A 25,994-nucleotide genomic window follows, 5' to 3' on the forward strand; every position below is an offset into this window, starting at 1 on the left:
GGCCCTCGAACCGGCGCGTTGCCCTCATGACGCACCCGATACCCAACCTCCTGACGATCGCCGGCTCCGATTCGGGCGGCGGCGCAGGCATCCAGGCCGACCTGAAGACGTTTTCCGCGCTCGGCGCGTATGGCGCGAGCGTGATCACCGCGCTGACCGCGCAGAACACGCGCGGCGTGACGGGCGTGCATGCGCCGGACGCCGCGTTCGTGACCGCGCAACTCGACGCGGTGTTCGACGACATCCGCATCGACGCGGTCAAGATCGGGATGCTCGCGAACGCGGCGATCGTGCAGGCGGTGGCCGACGCGCTGCGCCGTTACGCACCGCGCTTCGTCGTGCTCGACACGGTGATGATCTCGAAGAGTTCGCACGCGCTGCTCGCACCCGATGCCGTCGCCGCGCTGCGCGACACGCTGCTGCCGCTCGCGACGGTCGTCACGCCGAACCTGCCCGAAGCGGCCGCGCTGCTGAACGTTGCGCCCGCCACCACCGAGGACGACATGGTCCGGCAAGGCCAGGCGCTGCTGCAGACGGGCGCGCGCGCCGTGCTGATGAAGGGCGGCCACCTGCCCGACGCGTCCGCGAGCCCCGACTGGCTCGTCGAAGCGACCCGCACCGTGCGGCTCGACGGCGCGCGCGTGCCGGTCAGCAACACGCACGGCACCGGCTGCACGCTGTCGTCGGCGATCGCCGCGCTGCTGCCGCAGCAACCCGATCTGGAAAGCGCGGTACGCGAGGCAAAGACCTACCTGACCGGCGCGATCGCCGCGAGCGGTCGCCTCGACGTCGGGCACGGCGTCGGCCCGGTCCATCACTTTCATCGCTGGTGGTGAGCGGCCGCTGGCGCGGCGTCAGCGATCCTGCGCGGCGAACGCCTGCGCGCGCGCCGGCCAGTCGTCGGGCACGACGAAACCGCGCGCCGTCTCGCGCCACGTGCCGTCGCCGCCCTTTTCATGGATGCCGATCAGGTCGGGCGCCTGGCGCGTCGCCAGTACGGGCGGCAGTTCCGGTGCGCTCGCCAGCGGCTCGGGCGCGAACCCCGCGCCGGCGGCGACACGTCGCGGCGCCAGCCACGCCAGCCGCGGCAATACGCTCCATGCCGCGCCGTCACGTTGCGCGGCCGCCCACGCCGGCCACTGCGCATGCGTCAGCCAGAACCCGCGCGGGTGATCCGGCGCGATTTCGGCGGACACCGGCGGCACCGGTGCACCGTGCGGATGGAACAGCCAGCCCTTGATGAACATCTGCGCGTCGGACGGCGCGCCGTAGCCGAGCCGGGCAAAGCCGTCGTGTTCGCCGAGCCGCAACTGATGGTCGAGCAGCCGGCTGCGCTTGCGGTCGAACCGGTCGACGAGATTGGGGCCGACGAAGTCGGCGAGCGACGCGCCGTCGCTGACCGGCGCGCACAGATAACACTTCACCGCGAGTTCCCAGTGCAGGCGCCGGCCGTCCGGTGCATCGACGAGAAAATCAACCTCGCCAAGCGTGCGGCCGTTGCTGCGCAAGGGGAGATTGGCCGCGACGAGCCGCAGCGACGGCCCGTGCGTCAGGAAGTATTCGAGCAGGCATTCGGCGTAGCGGCCGAGCCGGGTGGGCCGACACCGGTCGAGCGCGCGATGCAGCGGCCCGGGCTGCGCATCGAGCACGGCGAGCCAGGCTTCGACGGCCGCCTGGCCCGCCGCATCCGGCCATGGGCGCGCGAGCGGCGCGCCCGGCACCGCGGTGAGCAGGCTCGGGCTGGCCAGCAGCCAGCCCAGATCGCGCACCGCGGTGTCATGCAGCGTATCGACGAACGCGCACGCCGCGCCGGTCGTCATGACCCGGCCGGACCGTTCGCGTCGGCGCCGTCCGCGCGCTTGAACGTGTCGCGCGCGAGGCACAGGTCGGCCCACGCCTTCGACTTGTCCTGAAGGCTGCGCAACAGGTAGGCCGGGTGGTAGGTGACGATCACCGGCACGCCCTCGTACGCGTGCACGCGGCCGCGCAGCGACGCGATGCTCGCATCCGTCTTCAGCAGCGTCTGCGCGGCAAAACGGCCGAGCGCGACGATCAGCTTCGGCTTCACGAGCGCGACCTGGCGCTGCAGATACGGCTCGCAGCTTGCGACCTCGTCCGGCTCCGGGTTGCGGTTGCCGGGCGGCCGGCACTTGATCACGTTCGCGATATACACGTTGTCGCCGCGCTTGAGCGACAACGACTGCAGCATGTTGTCGAGCAGCTTGCCGGCCTGGCCGACGAACGGCTCGCCCTGCTTGTCCTCGTTCTCGCCCGGCGCTTCGCCGATCAGCATCCAGTCCGCTTCGCGGTCGCCGACGCCGAACACGGTGTTGGTCCGCTTCTCGCACAGACGGCACAGCGTGCAGTCGGCCACGCGCGCGGCCAGCGCATCCCAGTCGAGCGCGGCAACCGGCGTGCCGGCGGGGCGCGATTCGGTGAGCGGCACGGGCGCGGACTCGGCCGGCGGCGCCGCGTCGAACCAGGCGAAATCGTCGTCCGCTGCAGCCGGCGCATCATCCTGCGGCGGCATCGTATCGGGCGATGCGGCCGATACAGCTCGCGCAGCCCGGCGATCGCCATCGTCGCCCCCCTGCACCGACACCGCCGAGTCGCGAGCCGCCGAGGCGCCAGCCGCGCCACGCGCGACGGCCGCCAGCGCATCGTCCTGCACCGGTGTACGCGCTGCACGCACCGGCCGATCGGCCGCGACGGCGGAACCGTCATCGGTCGCGGCGGTGTGCGCGACCGCAGGCGCGTCGGCTGCCGCGCCTTCGTCCGCGCGCTGCCCGCGCCGCACCCAGATCTGCGCGAGGCCCAGTTCCTCGAGCGCCGCTTCAGCCCACGCCATGCGCATCCCCCTCGTCCTTGTTCAGCGTCAGACGCATCACGATCGCGTCTTCCCGGCTGCGATGCTTCGCCGGATAGTAGTTCTTGCGCCGGCCGATCGTCACGAAGCCGAAGCGCTCGTACAGATGGATCGCGCGCGGGTTGGACGGCCGCACCTCGAGCAGCACGCCGTCGAGCCGCTCCGCGCGCGAAATACGCACCGCCTCGCGCAGCAGCGCGAGGCCCGCGCCCGCATGCTGCGCGGCCGGCGCGACGCACAGGTTCAGCAGATGCATCTCGTCGATCACGGGCATCAGCACGCAATAGCCGACGAGCGAGCCCGTCACGTGCCGCAGGCACACGCCGAGATAGCCGTTACGCAGCGAATCCTCGAAATTGCCACGGCTCCACGGGAATTCGTACGCGACTTGCTCGATCGCGACGACTTCGTCGAGATCGGCGTCCGTCATCGGCGCCAGATAGCGGTCGCTCAGCAGCACGCCCGTCATCCCTTCGCTCCGCCCGTCTGCGCGGCCCGGGCGGCGAGGCGCTCGGCCGTGGTCTGCGCGACCTTGTCGCGCACGTATTCGGGCGCGGCCTGGTCGGCCGGCACCGCCCGCCCCGCGCGGAACGCCCGCAGCGCGGCATGCGCGACCGCCAGCGCATGCGGCAGCGCATCGCCGTCGATCGCGGCGGCCCGCGCGGCAGCCGGCAATTGCGCGCCGAACGCCGCGGCCGCGTTGCCGGCGAGCGTGAACGGCGCGTCGGGTACGCCGACGGCGCCCGGTGCGTCGAGCGACGCCGGATGCAGCGTGCGCCATTCGCCGACGCTGTCGTCCCATTCGAAATCCGCCCAATAGGCTTCATCCATCCGCGCGTCGAGCGCGGCGAGCACGCGGGCCGTGCCGGGCGCGCGCAGCCGTGCATGCTCGGCGCACGCGAGCAGCGTGCCGATCGGCACGACCGGCAGCCCGCCCCCGAACGCGAGGCCCTGGGTAATGCCCGTCGCGGTACGCAGGCCCGTAAACGAGCCGGGGCCCGCGCCGAACGCGATCGCGTCGCAGTCGGCGAGCGTCAGCCCGGATTCGGCGAAGAGTTCCTGGATCGCCGGCAGCACGCGCGTGCTCGACACGGCGCCCGTCAGCTCGTGACGGACCCAGGTTTGCGGAGTGGAAACGGCGTCATCGGCCGGGGCCGAGCGCAGCAGCGCGACCGAGCAGTATTCGGTCGACGTGTCGATGGCGAGGAGCACTGTTTGCGTCATGGCCGACATTGTAATGCGCCGCCCCGCTCCCACGGGCAATCGGGCCCGATCTGTGCGCACGTGCGGCGCCGGCCGCGGTTTGGAAGGATCGCTCGACCCGGCGCGACGGTCCGCTTGTTAAGATCGGCCGATCTGAAACCCTTACGGAGACACCCGATGAGCGAACTCGCCGCCCAATTCGACCAGGCCCAGATCGACGTCAAGCAACTGACGGAACGGCCGGGCAACCTGACCCTGCTGCGCCTGTACGCGCTTTTCAAGCAGGCGACCGACGGCGACGCGCACGGCGACAAGCCGGGCTTCACCGACATCGTCGGCAAATACAAGTACGATGCGTGGGAAGCGCTGAAGGGCACGCCGCAGGATGCGGCGAAGCAGCAGTACATCGAACTCGTCGAATCGCTGAAAAACGGCACGGCGTCCTGACCGGATCGCCGTCATCGCAATCGGCAATCAAATCAGTGGCGCAGCGCAGCAAATTTCTTTATAATGCGGCCTGCGTCACCTCCCGCGCTCGGCTCGCAAGCCGTTCCGGCCCGACGCCTCGTAGCGTTAAGCTCCAATCCGGTTTAGAACCTGTCCCCTCCTGCTTCGACCCTTGCGGTCGTCAACTAGGCTGGCGGCCCCGCTCCTGAAGCGCGCCGCACCCAAAACAGCTTCTAATGCCTCATCCGCCGACGGTTCGGCGGATTGCACCCGTTTCCCGATTTGCTCGCTGAATCCGACGACTTGGGTATGCGCGATTGGCGCCGACGTTTCACCCACTGTGTTTCAAGGATTGTTATGACTTCGAGCATCAACTGCAGCCCGCTCAACGCGATCGCCGACCAGGCGCTCGGTCTCGACGCCGCCGCCGCACCGGCCGCGGTCGAACCGGCGTCGGACGAGCCGAGCTTCGCGTCGCTCGGGTTGTCGCCGGAGATCGTCTCCGCGCTGCAGGCCGCCGGCTACGTGAAGCCGACGCCGGTCCAGCAGCGCGCGATTCCGGCCGGCATCGCCGGCCGCGACCTGCTGGTGTCGAGCCCGACCGGTTCGGGCAAGACCGCCGCATTCATGCTGCCCGCGATCGAACGTTTCGCGCAGCTCCAGAAGACGCAGGCGCAGCAGCCGCGCGCGCCGCGCGACCCGAACCAGGGCGACCGCCGCGCGCGCCGCCCGCAACCCGTCGCGCGCCCGGGCCTGCTCGTGCTGACGCCGACCCGTGAACTCGCGATGCAGGTCACGACGGCCGCATCGACGTACGGCAAGCACCTGAAGCGCCTGCGCACGGTCAGCATCCTCGGCGGTGTCGCCTACGGCCAGCAGCTGATGCTGCTCGCGAAGAACCCGGAAATCCTGGTTGCCACGCCGGGCCGCCTGCTCGATCACCTCGAGCGCGGCCGCATCGACCTGTCCGAACTGAAGATGCTCGTGCTCGACGAAGCCGACCGCATGCTCGACATGGGCTTCATCGAAGACATCGAAACGATCGTCGCCGCCACGCCGGAATCGCGCCAGACGATGCTGTTCTCGGCCACGCTCGACGGCAAGATCGGTTCGCTGACGAGCCGCCTGCTGAAGGACCCGGAACGCATCGAGATCCAGCAGCGCCTCGAATCGCGCACGAACATCGCGCAGACGGTTCACTACGTCGACGACCGCGATCACAAGGATCGCCTGCTCGATCACCTGCTGCGCGACGACGCGCTCGACCAGGCGATCATCTTCACGGCGACCAAGATCGACGCCGACCAGCTCGCCGGCCGCCTCGCCGACGCAGGCTTCGAGTCGGCCGCGCTGCACGGCGACCTGCCGCAGGGCGCGCGTAACCGCACGATCCGCGCGCTGCGCGAGCGCCGTGTGCGCGTGCTGGTTGCGACCGACGTCGCGGCACGCGGCATCGACATCCCGGGCATCACGCACGTGTTCAACTACGACCTGCCGAAGTTCGCGGAAGACTACGTGCACCGTATCGGCCGTACCGGTCGCGCGGGCCGTTCGGGCACCGCGGTGAGCCTCGTGCACCACGCCGAGCAAGGCGCGCTCAAGCGTATCGAGCGCTTCGTGCGCTCGCCGCTGCCGGTCAACGTGGTCGAAGGTTTCGAGCCGCGCAAGTCGCCTCCGCGTAACGGCGGCACCGGCGGCCGCGGTCGTCCGGGCGGCGGCAACGGCGGTCGTCGTTTCGGCGGCAAGCCGGGCGGCGGTTATGGCGGCAACGGCAGCGGCAACGGTCGCAGCTACGGCGGCGGCAATGGCGGCGGCTGGAGCGGCAAGCCGGGCGGCAGCCGCGACGGCGGCCCGCGTCGCGACGGCCAGCGCAGCGGCGGCCCGCGCCGCAGCAACTCGGCATCGTAAGCACACACGGGCGGCCCTCGGCCGCCCCGCGGATCGGCTATGCCCATCCAGCCAACCGGCGCATCCGCGCCGGTTTTTTTTGCCTCGCGTCAATTTCACGATGCGGAAAATTTTTTTGCGTCGTAAAAAATCATGCTGCACGGCACAACCCGCGCGATTGCGGGATAGGAAACCGCATTTCTTATCTCGAAATTACAATGGCAAACCATTGATTAAAAACAACTAAAAAAATCCACGCTTCCCAAGACAGCCCCTGTTTCGCTCCCACCGATTTGCCTAGACTCTTATACAAGACTTCGCGAACCGGAACGCATCGCTTCCCCGCCTCGCGAACCGCATCGTCACCGCCAGATTCGGCCCGTCACGCATACATCGCATCAAGGAGCTCATCATGTCGCGTCAGCAACAGGCACAGGAACTGCAGCAGCAATGGGAAACCGATCCGCGCTGGAAGGGCATCAAGCGCAACTACTCGGCTGAGGACGTGGTCCGCCTGCGCGGCTCGATCCCGATCGAGCACACGCTGGCCAGGCGCGGCGCGGAAAAACTGTGGAGCCTCGTCAACAACGAGCCGTTCGTCAACGCACTCGGCGCGCTGACCGGCAACCAGGCGATGCAGCAGGTGAAGGCCGGCCTGAAGGCCATCTACCTGTCCGGCTGGCAAGTGGCCGGCGACGCGAACGTCGCGGGCGAAATGTACCCGGACCAGTCGCTGTACCCGGCGAACTCGGTGCCGCTCGTCGTCAAGCGCATCAACAACACGCTCACGCGCGCCGACCAGATCCAGTGGTCGGAAGGCAAGAACCCGGGCGACGAAGGCTACGTCGATTTCTTCGCGCCGATCGTCGCCGATGCGGAAGCCGGATTCGGCGGCGTGCTCAACGCGTTCGAGCTGATGAAGGCGATGATCGAGGCCGGCGCGTCGGGCGTCCACTTCGAAGACCAGCTCGCGTCGGTGAAGAAGTGCGGCCACATGGGCGGCAAGGTGCTCGTGCCGACGCGCGAAGCCGTCGCGAAGCTGTCGGCCGCGCGCCTCGCGGCCGACGTGATGGGCACGCCGACCGTGCTGGTGGCCCGCACCGACGCGGAAGCGGCCGACCTGATCACGTCCGACGTCGACGACAACGACAAGCCGTTCCTCACCGGCGAGCGCACGGTGGAAGGCTTCTTCCGCACCAAGCCGGGCCTCGAACAGGCGATCTCGCGCGGCCTCGCGTACGCGCCGTACGCGGACCTGATCTGGTGCGAAACGGGCAAGCCCGATCTCGAGTACGCGAAGAAGTTCGCGGAAGCGATCCACAAGCAGTTCCCGGGCAAGCTGCTGTCGTACAACTGCTCGCCGTCGTTCAACTGGAAGAAGAACCTCGACGACGCGACGATCGCGAAGTTCCAGAAGGAACTCGGCGCGATGGGCTACAAATTCCAGTTCATCACGCTGGCCGGCTTCCATGCGCTGAACTACTCGATGTTCAACCTCGCGCACGGCTATGCCCGCACGCAGATGAGCGCGTTCGTCGAACTGCAGCAGGCCGAGTTCGCGGCGGCCGACAAGGGCTTCACGGCAGTCAAGCACCAGCGCGAGGTCGGCACGGGCTACTTCGACGCGGTGACGCAGACGGTCGAACGCGAAGCATCGACGACCGCGCTGCACGGCTCGACAGAGGACGAACAGTTCTTCGACGGCAAGAAGGTCGCGTAACCCGCCCAAGCGTGACGCCGATGCCGCGGCATCGGCCACCGGAACAACAATCAGGGAGGAGACGGCAGGCGCGCGAGTCCCATCGCGCGACCGGCCGCGCGGCCTGCGGGCCGCCAGCAACGCCGCGCGCCGGCTTCGTCCGGCGCGCCCTTTTTCTGCGGCGCAGCCTGGCCCGGCCACGGCCGGCGCTGCCCTACCGATAGACGATCACCGGAATTTTCGTATGGGTCAGCACGCGCTGCGTCTCGCTGCCGATCAGCAGGCTGCCGAGCCCGCGGCGTCCGTGGGACGCCATGAAGATCACGTCGCACCCGCCGCGTTCGGCCGCCTCGATGATGCCGAGATACGGCGACGGATGCACGCTCGTCCACGTATCGCACGCGACCCCGGCCGCCTTCGCCGCCGCTTCCACCTCGTCGAGATGCGCCCGCGCCTCGCGCTCGCTGCGCGCGCGGAAATCGGCGGGCGGCTCGATGATCACTTCGGAAAACGGCGAGTACGGGTATTGCGGCAGGCACGCGTAGGCCGTGACCTGCGCGCCGACCGCGCGCGCCAGGTCGATCGCGCCGTCGATCGCCTTTTGCGACAGTTCGGAACCGTCGGTTGGAACGAGGATGTGCCGGAACATCGCGCCCTCCTTCGTCAATCGCACGCCGCGCGCCCCGGCTCCGGCCGAACCGGCCGCGACACGGCGTGCATGCCTCTTACGATTGTAGTGGGTGAAACCGCGCAAGCCGCACCGTCAGCGGGTTCGCCCTCATATCGGAAACACGCGGACGCGCAGCACCTACTCGCCCCAATAGCCGGGCCGCTCGTACGTGTGCTTCAGGTAATCGAGAAACAGGCGCACGCGAAGCGGCAGGTGCCGGCGCTGCGGAAACACCGCATGAATGCCGATCGGCGGCGCAGCGAAGGCGTCGAGCACGCTGACGAGCCGGCCGGCCGCGATGTCCTCGCCGACTTCCCACCACGAGCGCCATGCGAGGCCATGCCCTGCGAGGCACCACTCGTGCAGCACCGCGCCGTCCGAGCATTCCATCGTGCCGTTTACGCGGATCGACACGACCTTGTCGCCTTCCTGGAACGCCCAGCCGCGCTGCTGGTTTGCATTGGCCGCGAGCGCGAGGCAGTTGTGCCGCGCCAGTTCCGCGAGCGTGGCCGGCGTGCCGCGCCGCGCGAGATACGCGGGCGACGCGACGCACACGCGGCGATTCTCGCCGAGCTTCAGCGACACGAGCGACGAATCGGGCAGCTCGCCGAGCCGCACCGCGCAATCGAACCCCTCGTTGACGAGGTCGACCATCCGGTCGGACAGGTCGAGCGTCACCGACACGTCCGGATGCGCGCCGCTGAATTCGGGCACGAGCGGCGCGACGTGCCGCCGGCCGAAGCCGGCCGGCGCGGAGATCCGCAGATGGCCGCTCGCCTTGACGCCGCCGGCGGACACGCTCGCTTCCGCGTTCTGCATCTCGTTGATGATGCGCTGGCAATCCTCGAGGAACGCCGACCCCTCGAACGTCAGCGTGAGCTTGCGCGTCGTGCGCACCAGCAGCTTCACGCCGAGCCGCTCCTCGAGCGCGTCGAGGCGGCGGCCGATGATCGCCGGCGCGACGCCTTCCGCATGCGCGGCCGCCGACAGGCTGCCTTTGGCCGCGACCGCGGCGAACGTTTCGATCTGTTTGAACCGGTCCATGACTCCGTCGGGAGGACGGCATCGCCGCCCTTCGAATAACTTGAGCCGCACAAGATTAGGTATATGAAAGTAAAAGATCAAGTGACGTTTAGCGTCTTTTTTAGCACCTTCTATCACGAATAGAATCGACCCGACCTCTGAAACCGGAGCGCAAGGCTATGTCGGCCACAACGACACTCTCCTCTCCCAACGCCATTCTCTTCGACGCATTCGGCACGTTGTTCGACGTGCGTGCCGTGCTGGCCGTGGCTGAGCAGATGTTTCCCGGTCATGGGGAACGGTTGTCGCAGCTGTGGCGACGCAAGCAGATCGAATACTCGCAGTTGCGCACGCTTGCCGATCCGGCCGGCACGCACTACCGCCCGTTCCGGGACATCACGCTCGATGCGCTGCGGTTCGCCGCGCGCCGGCTCGGGCTCGCGCTGAACAGCGCGGCCGAGAAACGGCTGATGGACGAATACGCGTGCCTGTCCACCTATCCCGACACGCTGCCCGCATTGCGCAAGCTGCGCGCGCTCGACCCGCGCCCGCCGCTCGCGATCCTGTCGAACGGCACCCCGCAGATGCTCGACATCGCGATCAAGAGCGCGGGCATGTCCGGGCTGTTCGATCGCGTGCTGTCGGCCGACACCGTGCGTGCGTACAAGCCGAGCCCGGCCGCCTATGCGCTCGGCACCGCCGCGTTCGGGGCGAACCCGCGCGACATCGTGTTCGTGTCGTCGAACGCGTGGGACGTCGCGGGCGCCACCTGGTTCGGCTACACGACGTTCTGGCTCAACCGCACGGGCGCCCCCGCCGAGGAACTCGGCGCGCCGCCCGACGGCACGGGCACCGGCATGGCCGACCTGCTCGCGTTCCTCGCCGCACCCACCCCGGCTCCGTCCGGCAGCCCCGCAAACCGCACGCGCCCCGGCCCGGGTGCATGACGTTTCGCAGCGCTGCCGCCTTCCCCTTTCACCGAAACCGCAACTGACCGACCAAGGAGATGAGACTCATGAGCACCCCGATCACGCTGCCGCAAGGCATGACGATCACCGGCGAAATCAAGCCGGGTTACGAAGCGATCCTGACGCCCGACGCGCTGGAACTCGTTGCGTCGCTGCATCGCACGTTCGAATCGCGCCGCCAGACGCTGCTGCAGGCGCGCGTCGAGCGCACGAAACGCCTCGACGCGGGCGAGCGCCCCGATTTCCTGGCCGAGACGAAGGCGATCCGCGAAGGCGACTGGAAGGTCGCGCCGCTGCCGGCCGATCTGCAATGCCGCCGCGTCGAGATCACGGGCCCGGTCGAGCGCAAGATGATCATCAACGCGCTGAACTCGGGCGCCGATTCGTACATGACGGATTTCGAGGATTCGAACGCGCCGAGCTGGACGAACCAGATCGACGGCCAGATCAACCTGAAGGACGCGGTGCGCCGCACGATCTCGCTCGAGCAGAACGGCAAGTCGTACCGGCTGAACGACAAGGTCGCGACGCTGATCGTGCGTCCGCGCGGCTGGCACCTCGACGAGAAGCACGTGACGGTCGACGGCCAGCGCGTGTCCGGCGGCATCTTCGATTTCGCGCTGTTCCTGTTCCACAACGCGAAGGAACTGATCGCGCGCGGCTCGGGCCCGTACTTCTACCTGCCGAAGATGGAAAGTCATCTCGAGGCGCGCCTGTGGAACGACATCTTCGTCGCGGCCCAGGAAGCGGTCGGCGTGCCGCGCGGCACGATCCGCGCAACGGTGCTGATCGAGACGATCCTCGCCGCGTTCGAGATGGACGAGATCCTGTACGAACTGCGCGAACACAGCTCGGGCCTGAACGCCGGCCGCTGGGACTACATCTTCTCGGCGATCAAGAAGTTCAAGAACGACCACGACTTCTGCCTGGCCGACCGTTCCAAGATCACGATGACCGTGCCGTTCATGCGCGCGTACGCGCTGCTGCTGCTGAAGACCTGCCACAAGCGCAACGCGCCGGCGATCGGCGGGATGAGCGCGCTGATTCCGATCAAGAACGATCCGGAAGCGAACGACAAGGCGATGGGCGGCGTGCGCTCGGACAAGCAGCGCGACGCGACCGACGGCTACGACGGCGGCTGGGTCGCGCACCCGGGCCTCGTGCCGATCGCGATGGAGGAATTCGTCAAGGTGCTCGGCGACCAGCCGAACCAGATCGCGAAGCAGCGCGACGACGTGCAGGTGGAAGGCAAGAACCTGCTCGACTTCCAGCCGGAAGCGCCGATCACCGAAGCCGGGCTGCGCAACAACATCAACGTCGGGATCCACTACCTCGGCGCTTGGCTCGACGGCAACGGCTGCGTGCCGATCCACAACCTGATGGAAGACGCGGCGACGGCCGAGATCTCCCGCTCGCAGGTGTGGCAATGGATCCGCTCGCCGAAGGGAGTGCTCGACGACGGCCGCAAGGTCACGGCCGATCTCGTGCGCGAATTCGCGAAGATCGAGCTCGACAACGTCAAGCGCTCGGTCGGCGGCAACACGCAGCCGTACGAACGCGCCGCGGCGATCTTCGAGCAGATGTCGACGTCGGAAGGCTTCACCGAATTCCTGACGCTGCCGCTGTACGAGGAAATCTGACGACGCTGTCCGGTGCGATCGCCGGACGGCCACGCCGCGCCGCCGGTCGCATGCGATGACGCGTCACCGGCATGAAAAAAGCGCCCCGCGGGGCGCTTTCTCTTTTGCGGCGTATCGAGCCACCGCCCGCCGGCCCGCTCAGGCGGCTTCCTGCTCGCGCCGGTGCTGAACCCAGTCGCCGGACGCGATGCGTGGGCGCCCGGCCGCCGCATGCGCGGCCACCGGATAATACAGGCACGCGTACTGCCGACCGCCGAGTTCGACGGTCACCTCTTCCGGTTTGAACAGCGAGTCGACGCCCGGATAGACGCGCTCGATCTCGTCGAGCACCGGGACGAGTTGCTCGTCGACCTCGTAGACGTCGCCCCAGACCAGCGACTTGCCGGCCGTCCCGGCGATCATGCCCGGATACGCGCCGAAATCGACCAGTTCGCCCGGCAGCGCGGCTGCACCCAGCAGCGTCGGGGCGGCGATGCCGTGGCGGGCGGCCGCATGGCCGATGTCGTTGGCCTGTCCGGCTCTCAAGGTGCCATAGACGAATACGTGGCGCATCGTGGTTCTCCTCTTCGATTCGTGTGTTGCCGTGTTGGCGTGCGACCGGTGCGCGATGGGCGCGACGTGGCGCACGCATCGGTAGACCGCGATACCGGCCCGATGGTTCGAACCGTCGGCGCGACCGGCTGCGGGCGACCGGCTGCCGGCAGCCACCCCGGGTTCGCCGGCGCCCACACAAAGTTCATTTGAACCCGGCATGATGGCCCGAAAAACCACCGCATGCGCACGCGCCGTGCCTTCTAAAATAACGGCATCGCCGCCGCGCCGCCCGAACCGTTCATGAATCCGCCCGCCTCAGCCGACGTATCGAACCCGTACGACGTCATCGACATCCCGCCGGAATTCGCGCCGACCGCCGTCCATCCGATGCGCGTGCGCGCACGGCAGGTCGATGCCGGCCGCCGCATTCCGCTGCACACGCATGCGTGGGCGCAGCTCGCGTATGCGTCGCGCGGCGTGCTGCGCGTCGCGACGACCGGCACGACGTGGATGGTGCCGCCGTCCCGCGCGATCTGGGTGCCGCCGCACGTGTCGCACGAAGTCGTGATCGTCGAAGAGGCCTACTTGCGCACGCTGTATATCGACGAGTCGATCGTGCCGGGCGGGCTCGATGCATGCCGCGTCGTCGAGGTGACGGGGCTGCTGCGCGAGCTGATCGTCGCCCTCGACGCGCGCGACCTGAGCGCCTCGCGCGAGCGCCTGCTGTGCGGGCTCGTGCTCGATGAGCTGAGTCATGCCGAACCGTTGCCGCTCGCGGTGCCGATGCCGGACGAAAAACGCCTGCGCCTGCTGTGCGAATCGGTACTCGCGCAGCCCGCGCATGCGGAGTCGCTCGAGCACTGGGCGAGCGAGGTCGGCGCGAGCACGCGCACGATCTCCCGGCTCTTCAAGCAGGAACTGGGCGTGAGCTTTTCGCAGTGGCGCCAGCAGGCGCTGCTCGCGCGGGCGATCCCGCTGCTGAACCAGGGGCGCCCGCTGTCGCACATTGCGCGCGAACTCGGCTACCAGAGCCAGAGCGCGTTCTCGGCCATGTTCCGCCGCGCATTCGGCGAAAGCCCGCGCGCGTTCATGCTGCGCGGCTACGAGCATCGAGGCCCGGAAGGCGACGTCGCGGAAAACGACACGCCGGACGACGACGGCGCGATCGACGCGGCCCGCTGATCGCTCGTTCCGCCGCGACGGACCGTCGGACCATCAGACCGGCCGCACCATGTGGCGGATCGAGCCGAGTTGTGCAAGCCGCGGCCCGGTGACCCGGTAGCCCATGCGCAGGTACAGATGCGCGGCAGGATTGTCGACGAACACGCGCAACTGCAGTTCGTGCAGCCCGCGCGCACGTGCCCAGCGATGCGACATCTCGAGCATGTAGGTCCCGGCGCCCTGCCCACGATGGCCGGCCGCGATCTGCACGTCGCGAATGTGCAGCGAATCGCCCTCCTCGGTCACGCGCAGCACGCCGATGCGCTCGCCGTCGGCTTCGAGGATGAAGTTTTCGGATTCGCGCCAGCTCGCATAGAACAGGTCGCTGCGCCACACGAGCCCATGGCGCTTGTAGTAGCCGCCCATGTTGCCGTGCGTCAACGCTTCGGCATACGGAAAATCGCCGGGCTCCGCGGGCCGGAGCTGATACAGCAGTCGCAGGTCGGTCGGATCGAGCATCGCGCAGAAGTCAGAAACGCATCCCGCCACGATAGCGCAGTCGCGTGCGGATGCAATCGCGAATTTCTCGTAGGGGCGCGGCGCGCGGTTCGGTACGCGGTATGGGGCGTCAGCGAAAGCCACAACGGACGATGCAAATGAAAAAGCCCGCACGAGGCGGGCTTTTTCATTTTCTGGCGGAGCGGACGGGACGCGCCTACATCGCGCAGGCCGCGGCTGCGCTTGCAAGCGCAGCCCTTCGAGTCCCGCCGGAAGCCGCACAGGCGGCTTCCTCCGCTCCGCGGCCACGTGCCCGCAAGCGGGCACAACGACCGAACGCACAAACAACAATGCCCGCACTAGGCGGGCATTGTTGTTTGTTTGGCGGAGCGGACGGGACTCGAACCCGCGACCCCCGGCGTGACAGGCCGGTATTCTAACCGACTGAACTACCGCTCCAGTCTTGCTGCTTGCCTGGCAGGCGTCGGTTACTTCCTGCCGGCGCGCCGTTTGTTCGAACGACGCCGAAATCTGGCGTCCCCTAGGGGATTCGAACCCCTGTACTCACCGTGAAAGGGTGATGTCCTAGGCCTCTAGACGAAGGGGACAACGTACTGCTTACATCCTTAACGAGAAAGCCCGTTCAAAAACGCTTTTTGAACGGGCTTCGTTCTGGCGGAGCGGACGGGGCTCGAACCCGCGACCCCCGGCGTGACAGGCCGGTATTCTAACCAACTGAACTACCGCTCCAGCTTTTCTGCACCACCGCCCACAGGATCTCGTCAGGTTCCTGCACGCGTTGCGACACTTCCATGAAACGCCGCTGAATCTGGCGTCCCCTAGGGGATTCGAACCCCTGTACTCACCGTGAAAGGGTGATGTCCTAGGCCTCTAGACGAAGGGGACAACGTACTGCTTACATCTTTAATACAAAAGCCCGCTCAAAAACGTCTTGAACGGGCTTCGTTCTGGCGGAGCGGACGGGACTCGAACCCGCGACCCCCGGCGTGACAGGCCGGTATTCTAACCGACTGAACTACCGCTCCAGCTTTCTTACCCAACCCGCAGGACGTCGGTTACGTTCCTGCAAGCCTTGCGACACTTCTACGAAACGCCGCTGAATCTGGCGTCCCCTAGGGGATTCGAACCCCTGTACTCACCGTGAAAGGGTGATGTCCTAGGCCTCTAGACGAAGGGGACAAAATCTTTTCAGATTTGTCTGACTTTCGCTATTTACTTCTGCTCAACAGCGAAGGCCGAAATTCTAACTGCTTTGAATCATTTTGTGAAGCATTTATTACTACCGCTGCCTCGCAAATCAATCCAGCTTGTTCTGTTGGTGGAGGTAAGCGGGATCGAACCGCTGACCTCTTGCATGCCATGCAAGCGCTCTCCCAGCTGAGCTATACCCCCTTGCAGAACAGAAATGAGATTATATGGACCGATTCCGAACTTGTAAATACCCTTTTTACGATTCGCGCGAAATTTTTTGCGAAGCCGCCGCGCACTCATGCACGACGGCTTCGCTCTCGCCTATACGTCAAGCCAGCGCGGCCTCGATGCGCGACACCACGACGTCGCGACCGAACAGCACGAGCACCGCGTCGATCGACGGCGTGTGCGTCGTGCCCGCCACCAGCAGCCGCACCGGCATCGCGAGCTGCGGCATCTTCAGCTTGTGCGCGGCGAGCGTCGCCTTCAGCGCCGCGGACACCGCTTCCTTCGTCCAGTCGGCCGCCTTCAGTGCGGCGACGAGATCGGCCAGCGCCGGCCGCACCGCATCGGTCACGTGCTGCGCGAGCGCATCGGCGTCGGGTGCCGGCACGCGGTAGAACATCGTCGCGCCTTCCGCGATCTCCTTGACCGTCGTCGCACGATCCTTCATCAGGCCGACCACCGCGTCGAGCGCGGGGCCCGTCGCGATCGCCGCGTCGTCGATGCCGAGCGCGTCGAGGAACGGCTTCGCGAGTGCGGCAAGGCGCGCGTTGTCAGCTTCCTTGATGTAGTGCGCGTTCAGCCAGCTCAGCTTGCTGTGGTCGTACTGCGCGGGCGACTTGCCGAGATGCTCCAGATCGAACCATTCGACGAACTGTTCGCGCGAGAAGATTTCGGCATCGCCGTGCGACCAGCCGAGGCGCGCGAGATAGTTGACGACGGCCTCCGGCAGGAAGCCTGCGTCGCGGTACGCCATCACGCTCATCGCGCCATGCCGCTTGCTCATCTTCTCGCCCTGCTCGTTCAGCACGGTCGGCAGGTGCGCATAGACGGGCGGCTCGCCGCCGAGTGCGTTCAGGATGTTGATCTGGCGCGGCGTGTTGTTCACGTGGTCGTCGCCGCGGATCACGTGCGTGATGCCCATGTCCATGTCGTCCACCACCACGCAGAAGTTGTAGATCGGCGTGCCGTCCGGACGCGCGATCACGAGGTCGTCGAGCTCCTCGTTCGAGATCTCGACACGCCCCTTCACCGCGTCGTCCCACACCACCGTGCCCGTGAGCGGATTGCGAAAGCGCAGCACCGGCTTCACGCCGGCCGGCGGCTCCGGCAGCACCTTGCCGGGCTCCGGACGCCACGTGCCGTCGTAGCGCGGCTTCAGGCCGGCTTCGCGCTGACGTTCGCGCAGCGCGTCGAGTTCCTCGGCCGACATGTAGCACGGGTACGCGAGGCCCTTCTCGAGCATCTGCGCGAGCACTTCGCGATAGCGGTCCATCCGCTGCATCTGGTAGATCGGGCCTTCGTCGAAATCCAGCCCGAGCCATTGCATCCCTTCGAGGATCGCATCGACCGCTTCCTGCGACGAGCGCTCGACGTCGGTATCCTCGATGCGCAGCACGAACGTGCCTTTCATCTTGCGGGCGAACGCCCACGGATAGAGTGCGGAGCGGATGTTGCCGAGGTGGATGAAGCCGGTGGGACTCGGCGCGAAGCGGGTACGGACAGGACGGGTCATAAACGGTAACTCGAACGCCTGGGGCGCATGAATGATTCGACGCGGGACGACGGCAGCCCGGACAGCAACGGAGCCGGCGACGCCCGGAACGGGAAAGAAGCCGGAATTATACTCGCGCCGGACATCGCGCCAAGCGCGCCGCTTGCTTTATGATGTGCGCGCCGCGGCCGCCTGCCGGTGCGGCGCCGGCCGCACGGAACCCGCTGCGCGGCCTCGGAAACCCTCGCAGCCGCGGGCCGTGTGACCCGCCGCCAAGCCGCCGGAGAACCATCGATGTCGTCCCCTCGTCTGTCGCGCCGCCACTTCACGATCGCGTGCGCGTCTGCCAGCCTCGCCGCCTGTACGTCCTTCGGCGACAAGTCCCGCCCCGGCACGGCCCTGCCGCCGGAGAAGCCCGTCAAGATCGGCATCGCGCTCGGCGGCGGCGCCGCGCGCGGCTTCTCGCACATCGGCGTGCTGAAGGCGCTCGAGGCGCGCGGCATTCCGATCGAGATCGTCGCCGGAACGAGCGCGGGCTCGGTGGTCGGCGCGCTCTACGCGTCGGGCATGAACGCGCTGCAGATCAACAAGATCGCCCTCGACATGGACCAGGCGGCGATCAGCGACTGGGCGCTGCCGTTCCGCTCGCGCGGCCTGCTGCAAGGCGTCGCGCTGCAGAACTTTCTGAACAAGACGCTCAACAACCGGCCGATCGAGAAGATGGCGAAGCCGCTCGGCATCGTTGCGACGGACCTGCAAAGCGGCCAGCCGATCCTGTTCCAGCAAGGCAACGCGGGGCTCGCGGTACGCGCGTCGTGCAGCGTGCCGTCGGTGTTCGAGCCGGTGAAGATCGGCAATCGCGAATATGTCGACGGCGGCCTCGTGAGCCCGGTGCCGGCGTCGTACGCGCGCAAGATGGGCGCGAGCTTCGTGATCGCGGTCGACATCTCGTCCCGGCCGGACGGCGCGCCGACCAACAACCCGATCGAGATGCTGCTGCAGACCTTCACGATCATGGGCCAGACGATCAAGACCTACGAGCTGGACAAGTACGCGGACGTCGTGATTCGCCCGAACCTCGCGGCGATGGGCGGCAGCGACTTCAACCAGCGCAACGCGGCGATCCTCGCGGGCGAGGAAGCGGTCGCGCGCATCATGCCGGAACTGCAGCGCAAGCTCGCGGCGGCGCGCGGCGTGGCCGTGGCCGCGTAGGCCGCGATGGGCGGCAGGCCGCGGCACGCGCCGCCTGCCGGTGGCCGACGCAACGACTTCCGCCTCGCCGTCAGCGCCGCGCCAAAGCAAAAAACCCTGCCGCCTTTCGGTGACAGGGTTTGTCGTCCGGCCCGCGCGACCGGCAAACGTCAGTTGTTGCCGTTCGCCGAATCGTCGCCGATCGTCGCGCGCACGCGCTGACGCAGGTCTTCGGGCTTCATCGGGAATTCCGATTCGAGCCGGCGCGCGCCGGTGAAACGCTTTTCCCAGTAGCCGCTGTCGAGATCGTCGACGCGGACCGTGCTGCCCGTCGACGGCGAATGCACGAACTTGTTGTCGCCGATGTAGATGCCGACGTGCGAGAACGTGCGGCGCATCGTGTTGAAGAACACGAGATCGCCCGGCTTCAGGTTGCTCATGCTCACCTTCTCGCCGACGCGGCTCATTTCTTCCGCGCGACGCGGCAGCGACATGCCGAGCGTGTCCTGGAACACGTAGCGCACGAAGCCGCTGCAGTCGAGTCCCGAATCCGGCGAGTTGCCGCCCCAGCGATACCGCACGCCGATCATGTTCAGCGCGCCGACGACCACGTCGCCCGCCTTGCCCGCCATGCCGGCGAGGAACGACTTCGCGCCGCCGCTCGACGGCTGCGCGCTGGTCTGCTGGAGGGATGAGCCCGACCCGATCTGAGTCGAATTGCTGACATTCTGATTAAAACTGCTGACTTCGTCGGCGAACGCGCCGGGTGCTGCTGCGAACAGGGCGCCGATGAACAGCCCGGCGATGGTGCGCGCGCATGCCTGGGTCAGGGATCGATGCTGCATTGGTCGATGGAATATGCTTAAAAATCAGCTGATTGGCGGAAAATTTCGGTCGATACTAGCCAGCGCGTAATCGTTTGTCAAAACAAATTAATAAATACAATCGAGATGGTCAGACCATTGGACGCCTATCACGCTTTCCAGACCGCTTTCAACAGCTTTTGTGTGTAAGGATGTGACGGTCTGGTGAAGATGTCGGACACCTCCCCCGACTCGACGACGGCGCCGTCCTGCATCACCGCGACGCGGTGCGCCATCGCGCCGATCACCTCCAGGTCGTGGCTGATGAACACGTAGCCGAGGTTGTATTTCTGTTGCAAATTCGCGAGCAGCTTCAGCACCTGCTGCTGGATCGACACGTCGAGCGCCGACGTCGGCTCGTCGAGGATCAGGATGCGCGGCTCCAGCACCAGTGCGCGCGCGATCGCGATCCGCTGGCGCTGGCCGCCCGAGAATTCGTGCGGATAGCGGTGTAGCACCGTGCGGTCCAGGCCGACTTCCCGCAGCACCGCGAGCGACTTCGCGCGGCGCGCGTCGGGCGTCATGTCCGGGCGATGCAGCTCGAGCCCCTCGCCGACGATCCGCTCGATCGTGTGACGCGGCGAAAGCGAGCTGAATGGGTCCTGAAAGACCACCTGCATGTTCGAGCGCAGCGCGGTCTGTTCGCGGCCGCGATAGGTCGACAGCGCGCGCCCCTGGAATTCGATCTCGCCGCCGGCCGTCTTCTGCAGCCCGAGCAGCGCCATCGCGAGCGTCGACTTCCCCGATCCCGATTCGCCGACGATGCCGAGCGTTTCGCCCTGCCGCACCGACACCGACACGTCGGCCACGGCCGTCACCGGCACCGTGCCGAACCAGCCCGCGAAGCCCGGCCGCTTGCGCGCGAACTGCACGCTCACGTGGCGCGCGTCGAGCACGACGGGTGCGATCGGCATCACCGGCGTGACCGCGCGTTGCGGCCGGCTGTTCAGCAGCCGCTGCGTATACGGATGCTCGGGCGCCGCGAAGATCCGCTCGACAGGCCCGCTCTCGACGAGCCGGCCATGCTCCATCACCGCGACCCGCTGCGCGAAGTGCCGCACGAGATTCAGGTCGTGCGTGATCAGCAGGATCGCCATCCCGCGCTTTTCCGCCTCGTCGCGCTGCAGCTCCAGCAGCAGGTCGACGATCTGCGCGCGGATCGTCACGTCGAGCGCGGTGGTCGGCTCGTCCGCGAGCAGCAGGCGCGGCCGGCACGCGAGCGCCATCGCGATCATCGCGCGCTGCCGCTGGCCGCCCGACAACTGGTGCGGGTAGCTGTCGACGCGCTTCTCCGGCTCCGCGATGCCGGTGCGCGCGAGCAACGCGATCGCCCGCTTGCGCGCCTCCACGGCCGATACGCCGTCGTGCAGCACGATCGTCTCGCCGATCTGCACGCCGATCGTATACAGCGGATTGAGCGCCGTCATCGGCTCCTGGAAGATCATCGCGATGTCCGAGCCGCGCAGCCCGCGCATCTCGCGCTCGCTCTTGGCCGTCAGGTCCTGCCCGGCGAAACGGATCGCGCCCGCGACTTCGGCGTCGCGCAGCAGCCGCAGGATCGACAGCGCGGTCACGCTCTTGCCCGACCCCGATTCGCCGACGAGCGCGACCCGCTCGCCACGCCCGATCGCGAGCGTCACGTCGTCCACCGCGACCGTGTCGCCGAAGCGCACATGCAGATGCTCGAGCGACAGCAGCGGCTCGTGCTGCGTCGATACGGTCGACTCGCTCATCGCTGCCCTCCCGCCGCGCGCACCGAATCGGCGATCCGCGTGTCGAGCGCGTTGCGCAGCGCGTCGCCCATGAAGGTCAGCAGCAGCAGCGTCGCGACCAGCACGCCGAACGTCGACAGCGAGATCCACCACGCGTCGAGGTTGCCCTTGCCCTGCGCGAGCAGCTCGCCGAGGCTCGGCGTCGGCGGCGGCACGCCGAGCCCGAGGAAATCGAGGCTGGTGAGCGCGAGGATCGAGCCGCTCATCCGGAACGGCAGGAACGTGATCACCGGCGTGAGGCTGTTCGGCAGCACGTGGCGCCAGATGATCTGCCAATTCGTGAGCCCCATCGCGCGGGCCGCGCGCACGTAGTCCTGCGTGCGGTTGCGCAGGAACTCGGCGCGCACGTAGTCGGCGAGCCCGATCCAGCCGAACAGCGACAGCAGCACGATCAGCAGCAGGAAGCTCGGCTCGAAGATCGACGCGAAGATGATCAGCAGGTACAGCTCCGGCAGCGAGCTCCAGATCTCGATCAGCCGCTGCCCGACGATGTCGATGCGTCCGCCGAAGAAGCCTTGCACCGCGCCCGCGGCGATCCCGAGCAGCGTGCCGATCACGGTCAGGATCAGCCCGAACTCGACCGAGATACGGAACCCGTACACGAGCCGCGCAAGCAGGTCGCGGCCCTGCGCATCGGTGCCGAGCCAGTTCTCCCGCGACGGCGGCGCCGGGTTCGGCACGTTCGAGAAGTAGTTCAGCGTGTCGTAGTAGTAACGGTTCGGCGGATAGACGACGAAGTTGCCAGGCGCCTCGAGCCGCTTGCGCACATACGGATCGAGATAGTCGGCCGGCGTCGGGAAATCGCCGCCGAAGGTGGTCTCCGGGTACGCATGGAACATCGGGAAATAGGTCTGCCCGTCGTAGCGCACGACGAGCGGCTTGTCGTTGGACCACAGCGGCGCCGCGAGGCTCGCGGCAAAGGCGACGACGAAGATCACGAAGCTCCAGTAGCCGAGGCGCTGCTGCCTGAAGCGCTGCCACACACGGCGGGCCGGCGACGGCGACACGCGCGCACGCGCGGCGTCGATACGGGGGGATGCGACGGCCCGGTTCATCGCGCGCCTCGCCCGCTGGCGCCGGGCATGCGAATGGCTCGTTTCATGTCAGCGCTCCAGGTTGTCGAATTGAATGCGCGGATCGACCCACACATAGCAAAGATCGGAAATCAGCTTGGTCGCGAGCCCGATCAGCGTGAATAGGTACAGCGTGCCGAGCACGACCGGGTAATCGCGCCGCACGACCGACTCGTACGACAGCAGCCCGAGGCCGTCGAGCGAGAACAGCGTCTCGATCAGCAGGCTGCCGGTGAAGAACGCGCCGATGAACGCGGCCGGAAAGCCGACGATCAGCGGCAGCATCGCATTGCGGAACACGTGCTTCCACAGCACGCTGCGCTCGGAGAGCCCCTTCGCGCGCGCGGTGAGCACGTATTGCCGGCGGATCTGGTCGAGGAACGCGTTCTTCGTGAGCATCGTGACGACCGCGAAGCTGCCGACGACCGACGCGGTGATCGGCAGCGCGATGTGCCACAAATAGTCGAGCACCTTGCCGACGAGCGACAGCTGCGCGAAGTTGTCCGACGTGAGGCCGCGCAGCGGAAAGAGCTGCCAGAACGAGCCGCCGCCGAACAGCACGAGCAGCAGCACGCCGAGCACGAAACCCGGAATCGCATAGCCGACCAGCACGACGAGGCTCGTCGCGACGTCGAACGGCGAACCGTTGCGCACGGCCTTCGCGATGCCGAGCGGCACCGAGATCAGGTACGTGAGGAAGAACGTCCACAGCCCGATGCTGATCGACACGGGCAGCTTCTGCACGACCAGCGACCAGACGCTTTGATGGCGAAAGTAGCTTTCGCCGAGATCGAAGCGCGCGAAGCGCTTCAGCATCAGCCAGTAGCGTTCAAGCGGCGGCTTGTCGAAACCGTACAGCGCCTTGAGCTGTGCGAGCTGCTGCGCGTCGACGCCGGTGTGCGCGCGCATTCCGAACGGCGTCGCGCCCTGCTCGGTCGCGCCCTTGCGCAATTCCTGCACGGCCTGCTCGACCGGGCCGCCCGGCACGAACTGGATCACCGCGAACGTGAGCGTCAGCACGCCGACGAGCGTCGGGATCATCAACAGCAGGCGTTTGAGGATGTAGCTCCACATAGGGCGTCGACTCGTGATCGGTGGCGGGTTGGATGAAGGGCCGGCGCGGCTCAGTGATCGGGCTTCGCCCACCAGGTCGACACGATCCAGCCCTCGGCCGAATAGTACAGCGGCAGCGTCTGGGGATAAGCGAGCGTGCGCTTGTACGCGACGCGGTGCGTCGTGCTGTACCACTGCGGAACCGCGTAGTAGTCGTGCATCAGCACGCGGTCGAGCGCGTGCGTCGCGTCGAGCAATTCCTCGCGCGTCTGCGCGGTGCCCAGCGCGTGCAGCAACGCGTCGACGGCCGGCGATTTCAGCCCGATGAGATTGTCGGAGCCCGGCTCGTCGGCGAACTTGCTCGCGTAACGCGAGTATTGCTCGGCGCCCGGCACCTGCACGCCCGGCAGGCGGATCGTCGTCATGTCGTAGTCGAACGCATCGAGGCGCTTTTGCAGCAGCGCGTAATCGGCCGTGCGAAACCGCACGTCGATGCCCAGCTTCGCGAGGTTGCGCTGGTACGCGGTCACGACGCCTTCCATCGCGCCACCCGCATCGTCGAGGATCTCGAAAGCGAACGGCTCGCCCTTCGCATTGCGCAGCGCGCCGTCGCGATAGGTCCAGCCGGCCTGTGCGAGCAGCGCGCGCGCCTTCAGCAGGTTCGCGCGCAGCGAGCCCGGCGGATTCGTGTTCGGCTGCGTGACCATCGGGCCGAACACCGCCGGATCGAGTTGCGCACGCAGCGGCTCCAGCAGCTTCAGCTCGCCCTCGCCCGGCGCACCGGTCGCCTGCAGGTCGGTGTCGGCGAAATAACTGTTGAGGCGCGTGTAGGCGCTGTAGAACAGCTGACGGTTCAGCCATTCGAAGTCGAACGCGAGGTCGAGCGCCTGACGCACGCGCACGTCGCGAAACAGCGGCCGGCGCAGGTTCATGAAGAAGCCCTGCATGCCGGCGCCGTTATGCTGGCGGAATTCGCGCTTGACCAGTTCGCCGCTGTCGAAACGCTTGCCGACGTCGCGTCGCGCCCAGTTGCGCGCGACGTACTCGACGAGCACGTCGTATTCGCCGGCCTTGAACGCCTCGAGCCGCGCGACGCCGTCGCCGTACAGTTTGTAGACGATCCGCTCGAAGTTGTTGGTGCCGACTCGCACCGGCAGGTCGGCGCCCCAGTACGCGGGGTTGCGCCGGTAGGTGATCGTGCGGCCGTTGTCATAATGGTCGATCACGTACGGGCCGCTGCCGATCGGCTGCTCGAACGCGAGCTGGTCGAACGGGATGCGCGAGCCGTCCGCGCGCAATCCCCACTTGCGCGAGAACACCGGCACGCCGCCGGCGATCAGCGGCAACTCGCGGTTCGCGCTGTGGAATTCGAAGCGCACGGTCGCGGGATCGACCACCACGGCCTTCGTAATTTCGGCGAAGTACGCGCCGAACTGCGGTGCGGCCCGTTTGCTCTTCAACGTGTCGAATGAAAACTTGACGTCGTCCGCCGTGACGCGATCGCCGTTCGAGAAGCGCGCGCGCGGATTCAGGTGGAACGTGACCGAACGGCGATCCGGCGCGACGTCGATGTCGTCGGCCAGCAGCCCGTAGGCGGACGCCGGTTCGTCGGAGCTGCCGGTCGCGAGGCTCTCGAACAGCATGTCGATGCCGGGCGCGGTGTTGCCGCGCATCGTGAACGGATTGAACTTGTCGAACGACGTCAGCCGGCTCGGGTTCGCGAGCACGAGCGTGCCGCCCTTCGGCGCGTCGGGGTTCACGTAGTCGAAATGCTTGAAGCCCGGCGGATACTTCGGCTCGCCGTACTGTGCAATCGCATAGGCCGCGTGCGCGGCCGGCGCGGCCAGCGCCAGCACCGCGGCCACGCGGCCGGCGGCCCGAAGCGCGCCGAGGCAGGCGCGCGCGGCGGCGGCCCGGGGCGAACCCTTCGTCATAGAGGCCCTGTCGTCGAATGAGGGTAGTAACGTGGAGCGATTCTACCCATTCAATCCGTCGGGCCAAAAGAAAACCGCCACGCGGGCGGTTTCCTCACGAGCCGTTGTCGCGCGCGCGGCACGCACGCGCGACCGGTCGATCAGCGCCAGCCGTTGTGGCGGCCGTGATCCCAGTGACCGCGATCGCCGCCCCAGCCGCGACCATGGTGGCGATACCACTCGTCGCGGCCCCAGTAGCGGCGGCCGTCCCAGTAGCGGTCGCCGTGCCAGCCGATCACGATCGCCGGCGCCGGCCCGTACACGGGCGCCGGTGCGTAGACGGGCGCCGGCTGGTAGACGACCGGCGGAGGCGGCGGCGCATACACGGGCGCGGGCGCGACGTAGACCGGTGCCGGCACGCCGACGTTGATCCCGACATTGACTCCCGCCATTGCTGCGCCCGACACGAGCAAGGCCGTCATACCGGTCATGAGCGAGGCAACACGCAAAGTCTTCATGGATTCCTCTTCTGGTTGTGTCATGTGTAATTCGACTATAGCGGCAAGCGCCCTCCCCGCATATTTCAAGTTTGTAAGAACTGATG

Annotated in this window: 23 protein-coding genes and 7 tRNA genes; 8 read left to right on the forward strand and 22 right to left on the reverse strand. The window is 67.3% G+C overall.

The window, feature by feature from the left end:
* Positions 1-26: 26 nt before the first annotated feature.
* Positions 27-836 carry a bifunctional hydroxymethylpyrimidine kinase/phosphomethylpyrimidine kinase gene (gene thiD / locus CFB81_RS10300; protein WP_089435221.1) on the forward strand — a complete coding sequence of 270 codons (810 nt, stop codon included), beginning with the start codon at positions 27-29 and terminating at the stop codon, positions 834-836.
* Positions 837-854: 18 nt separating this feature from the next.
* On the opposite strand, the gene CFB81_RS10305 is transcribed toward thiD, so the two are convergent.
* From CFB81_RS10305 to tsaB, 4 genes are read right to left on the reverse strand one after another with little or no spacing between them, the layout of a single operon-like run.
* Complete coding sequence (locus CFB81_RS10305) at positions 855-1,820, reverse strand: DUF1853 family protein (protein ID WP_089435222.1); 966 nt, start codon at positions 1,818-1,820, stop codon at positions 855-857.
* Positions 1,817-2,848, reverse strand: a complete 1,032-nt coding sequence (locus CFB81_RS10310) for a uracil-DNA glycosylase (RefSeq protein WP_089435366.1) — start codon at positions 2,846-2,848, stop codon at positions 1,817-1,819. The genes CFB81_RS10305 and CFB81_RS10310 overlap by 4 nt, the downstream gene beginning before the upstream one ends.
* Positions 2,835-3,335 carry a ribosomal protein S18-alanine N-acetyltransferase gene (gene rimI / locus CFB81_RS10315; protein WP_069617686.1) on the reverse strand — a complete coding sequence of 167 codons (501 nt, stop codon included), beginning with the start codon at positions 3,333-3,335 and terminating at the stop codon, positions 2,835-2,837. The genes CFB81_RS10310 and rimI overlap by 14 nt, the downstream gene beginning before the upstream one ends.
* A complete protein-coding gene (tsaB, locus tag CFB81_RS10320; RefSeq protein ID WP_069617687.1) occupies positions 3,332-4,099 on the reverse strand; it encodes a tRNA (adenosine(37)-N6)-threonylcarbamoyltransferase complex dimerization subunit type 1 TsaB in 768 nt (255 codons plus the stop codon). The genes rimI and tsaB overlap by 4 nt, the downstream gene beginning before the upstream one ends.
* Before the next feature lie 147 nt (positions 4,100-4,246).
* On the opposite strand from tsaB, the gene CFB81_RS10325 reads away from it, so the two are divergent.
* The 3 genes from CFB81_RS10325 (at position 4,247) to aceA (ending at position 8,123) form a co-directional block, all read left to right on the forward strand.
* Entirely contained in the window at positions 4,247-4,516 is a 270-nt protein-coding gene (locus CFB81_RS10325) for an acyl-CoA-binding protein (RefSeq protein ID WP_089435223.1), read from the forward strand.
* A gap of 357 nt (positions 4,517-4,873) precedes the next feature.
* Entirely contained in the window at positions 4,874-6,424 is a 1,551-nt protein-coding gene (locus CFB81_RS10330) for a DEAD/DEAH box helicase (RefSeq protein WP_089435224.1), read from the forward strand.
* A gap of 391 nt (positions 6,425-6,815) precedes the next feature.
* The gene (gene aceA / locus CFB81_RS10335) at positions 6,816-8,123 is read left to right on the forward strand and encodes an isocitrate lyase (RefSeq protein WP_089435225.1); all 1,308 of its coding nucleotides are present in this window, start codon (positions 6,816-6,818) and stop codon (positions 8,121-8,123) included.
* A 193-nt stretch (positions 8,124-8,316) separates the two neighbouring features.
* On the opposite strand, the gene CFB81_RS10340 is transcribed toward aceA, so the two are convergent.
* Together CFB81_RS10340 and CFB81_RS10345 are read right to left on the reverse strand one after the other, a co-directional pair.
* Complete coding sequence (locus CFB81_RS10340) at positions 8,317-8,751, reverse strand: universal stress protein (RefSeq protein ID WP_050012929.1); 435 nt, start codon at positions 8,749-8,751, stop codon at positions 8,317-8,319.
* 159 nt (positions 8,752-8,910) lie between these two features.
* Positions 8,911-9,816 (reverse strand): LysR family transcriptional regulator, encoded by a 906-nt coding sequence (locus CFB81_RS10345; protein ID WP_069617691.1) that lies wholly within the window; start codon positions 9,814-9,816, stop codon positions 8,911-8,913.
* 158 nt (positions 9,817-9,974) lie between these two features.
* Between CFB81_RS10345 and CFB81_RS10350 the strand changes: the two genes are divergently transcribed.
* Complete coding sequence (locus CFB81_RS10350) at positions 9,975-10,742, forward strand: haloacid dehalogenase type II (RefSeq protein WP_089435226.1); 768 nt, start codon at positions 9,975-9,977, stop codon at positions 10,740-10,742.
* 68 nt (positions 10,743-10,810) lie between these two features.
* Entirely contained in the window at positions 10,811-12,403 is a 1,593-nt protein-coding gene (aceB, locus tag CFB81_RS10355; protein ID WP_089435367.1) for a malate synthase A, read from the forward strand.
* 138 nt (positions 12,404-12,541) lie between these two features.
* Here the strand turns inward: aceB and CFB81_RS10360 are convergent, their stop codons facing one another.
* Positions 12,542-12,955, reverse strand: a complete 414-nt coding sequence (locus tag CFB81_RS10360; RefSeq protein ID WP_089435227.1) for a gamma-glutamylcyclotransferase — start codon at positions 12,953-12,955, stop codon at positions 12,542-12,544.
* A 282-nt stretch (positions 12,956-13,237) separates the two neighbouring features.
* On the opposite strand from CFB81_RS10360, the gene CFB81_RS10365 reads away from it, so the two are divergent.
* A complete protein-coding gene (locus CFB81_RS10365; RefSeq protein ID WP_069617695.1) occupies positions 13,238-14,119 on the forward strand; it encodes a helix-turn-helix domain-containing protein in 882 nt (293 codons plus the stop codon).
* Between the two features lie 33 nt (positions 14,120-14,152).
* Here CFB81_RS10365 and CFB81_RS10370 read toward each other — a convergent pair whose 3' ends face one another.
* The 9 genes from CFB81_RS10370 to gltX form a co-directional block, all read right to left on the reverse strand.
* Complete coding sequence (locus CFB81_RS10370; protein ID WP_069617696.1) at positions 14,153-14,617, reverse strand: GNAT family N-acetyltransferase; 465 nt, start codon at positions 14,615-14,617, stop codon at positions 14,153-14,155.
* A 361-nt stretch (positions 14,618-14,978) separates the two neighbouring features.
* Positions 14,979-15,055, reverse strand: a tRNA-Asp gene (locus tag CFB81_RS10375).
* Between the two features lie 73 nt (positions 15,056-15,128).
* Positions 15,129-15,204, reverse strand: a tRNA-Glu gene (locus tag CFB81_RS10380).
* Positions 15,205-15,269: 65 nt separating this feature from the next.
* Positions 15,270-15,346: transfer RNA gene (locus CFB81_RS10385), tRNA-Asp, on the reverse strand.
* Between the two features lie 80 nt (positions 15,347-15,426).
* Positions 15,427-15,502, reverse strand: a tRNA-Glu gene (locus CFB81_RS10390).
* A gap of 63 nt (positions 15,503-15,565) precedes the next feature.
* Positions 15,566-15,642: transfer RNA gene (locus tag CFB81_RS10395), tRNA-Asp, on the reverse strand.
* 78 nt (positions 15,643-15,720) lie between these two features.
* Positions 15,721-15,796: transfer RNA gene (locus CFB81_RS10400), tRNA-Glu, on the reverse strand.
* 137 nt (positions 15,797-15,933) lie between these two features.
* Positions 15,934-16,009 (reverse strand) — tRNA-Ala (locus CFB81_RS10405).
* A 127-nt stretch (positions 16,010-16,136) separates the two neighbouring features.
* Positions 16,137-17,546 (reverse strand): glutamate--tRNA ligase, encoded by a 1,410-nt coding sequence (gltX, locus tag CFB81_RS10410; RefSeq protein WP_069617697.1) that lies wholly within the window; start codon positions 17,544-17,546, stop codon positions 16,137-16,139.
* A gap of 273 nt (positions 17,547-17,819) precedes the next feature.
* Here gltX and CFB81_RS10415 point away from each other — a divergent pair, with 273 nt between their 5' ends.
* Entirely contained in the window at positions 17,820-18,737 is a 918-nt protein-coding gene (locus CFB81_RS10415) for a patatin-like phospholipase family protein (RefSeq protein WP_069617698.1), read from the forward strand.
* Positions 18,738-18,886: 149 nt separating this feature from the next.
* On the opposite strand, the gene CFB81_RS10420 is transcribed toward CFB81_RS10415, so the two are convergent.
* From CFB81_RS10420 to CFB81_RS10445, 6 genes are all read right to left on the reverse strand, one after another.
* Positions 18,887-19,561, reverse strand: a complete 675-nt coding sequence (locus CFB81_RS10420; RefSeq protein ID WP_069617699.1) for a C40 family peptidase — start codon at positions 19,559-19,561, stop codon at positions 18,887-18,889.
* A 128-nt stretch (positions 19,562-19,689) separates the two neighbouring features.
* Positions 19,690-21,312 carry an ABC transporter ATP-binding protein gene (locus tag CFB81_RS10425; protein WP_089435228.1) on the reverse strand — a complete coding sequence of 541 codons (1,623 nt, stop codon included), beginning with the start codon at positions 21,310-21,312 and terminating at the stop codon, positions 19,690-19,692.
* Positions 21,309-22,406 carry an ABC transporter permease gene (locus CFB81_RS10430; RefSeq protein ID WP_050012940.1) on the reverse strand — a complete coding sequence of 366 codons (1,098 nt, stop codon included), beginning with the start codon at positions 22,404-22,406 and terminating at the stop codon, positions 21,309-21,311. Before CFB81_RS10430 ends, CFB81_RS10425 begins: the two co-directional genes overlap by 4 nt.
* A 48-nt stretch (positions 22,407-22,454) precedes the next feature.
* Positions 22,455-23,498 (reverse strand): microcin C ABC transporter permease YejB, encoded by a 1,044-nt coding sequence (locus CFB81_RS10435; protein WP_069617701.1) that lies wholly within the window; start codon positions 23,496-23,498, stop codon positions 22,455-22,457.
* 50 nt (positions 23,499-23,548) lie between these two features.
* Positions 23,549-25,411: an extracellular solute-binding protein gene (locus CFB81_RS10440; protein ID WP_089435229.1), complete on the reverse strand. Its 1,863-nt coding sequence runs from the start codon at positions 25,409-25,411 to the stop codon at positions 23,549-23,551.
* A gap of 140 nt (positions 25,412-25,551) precedes the next feature.
* The gene (locus tag CFB81_RS10445; protein ID WP_089435230.1) at positions 25,552-25,908 is read right to left on the reverse strand and encodes a hypothetical protein; all 357 of its coding nucleotides are present in this window, start codon (positions 25,906-25,908) and stop codon (positions 25,552-25,554) included.
* Positions 25,909-25,994: the final 86 nt, after the last annotated feature.

The organism is Burkholderia sp. AU28863, assembly GCF_002223195.1.
GTDB lineage: Bacteria > Pseudomonadota > Gammaproteobacteria > Burkholderiales > Burkholderiaceae > Burkholderia > Burkholderia sola.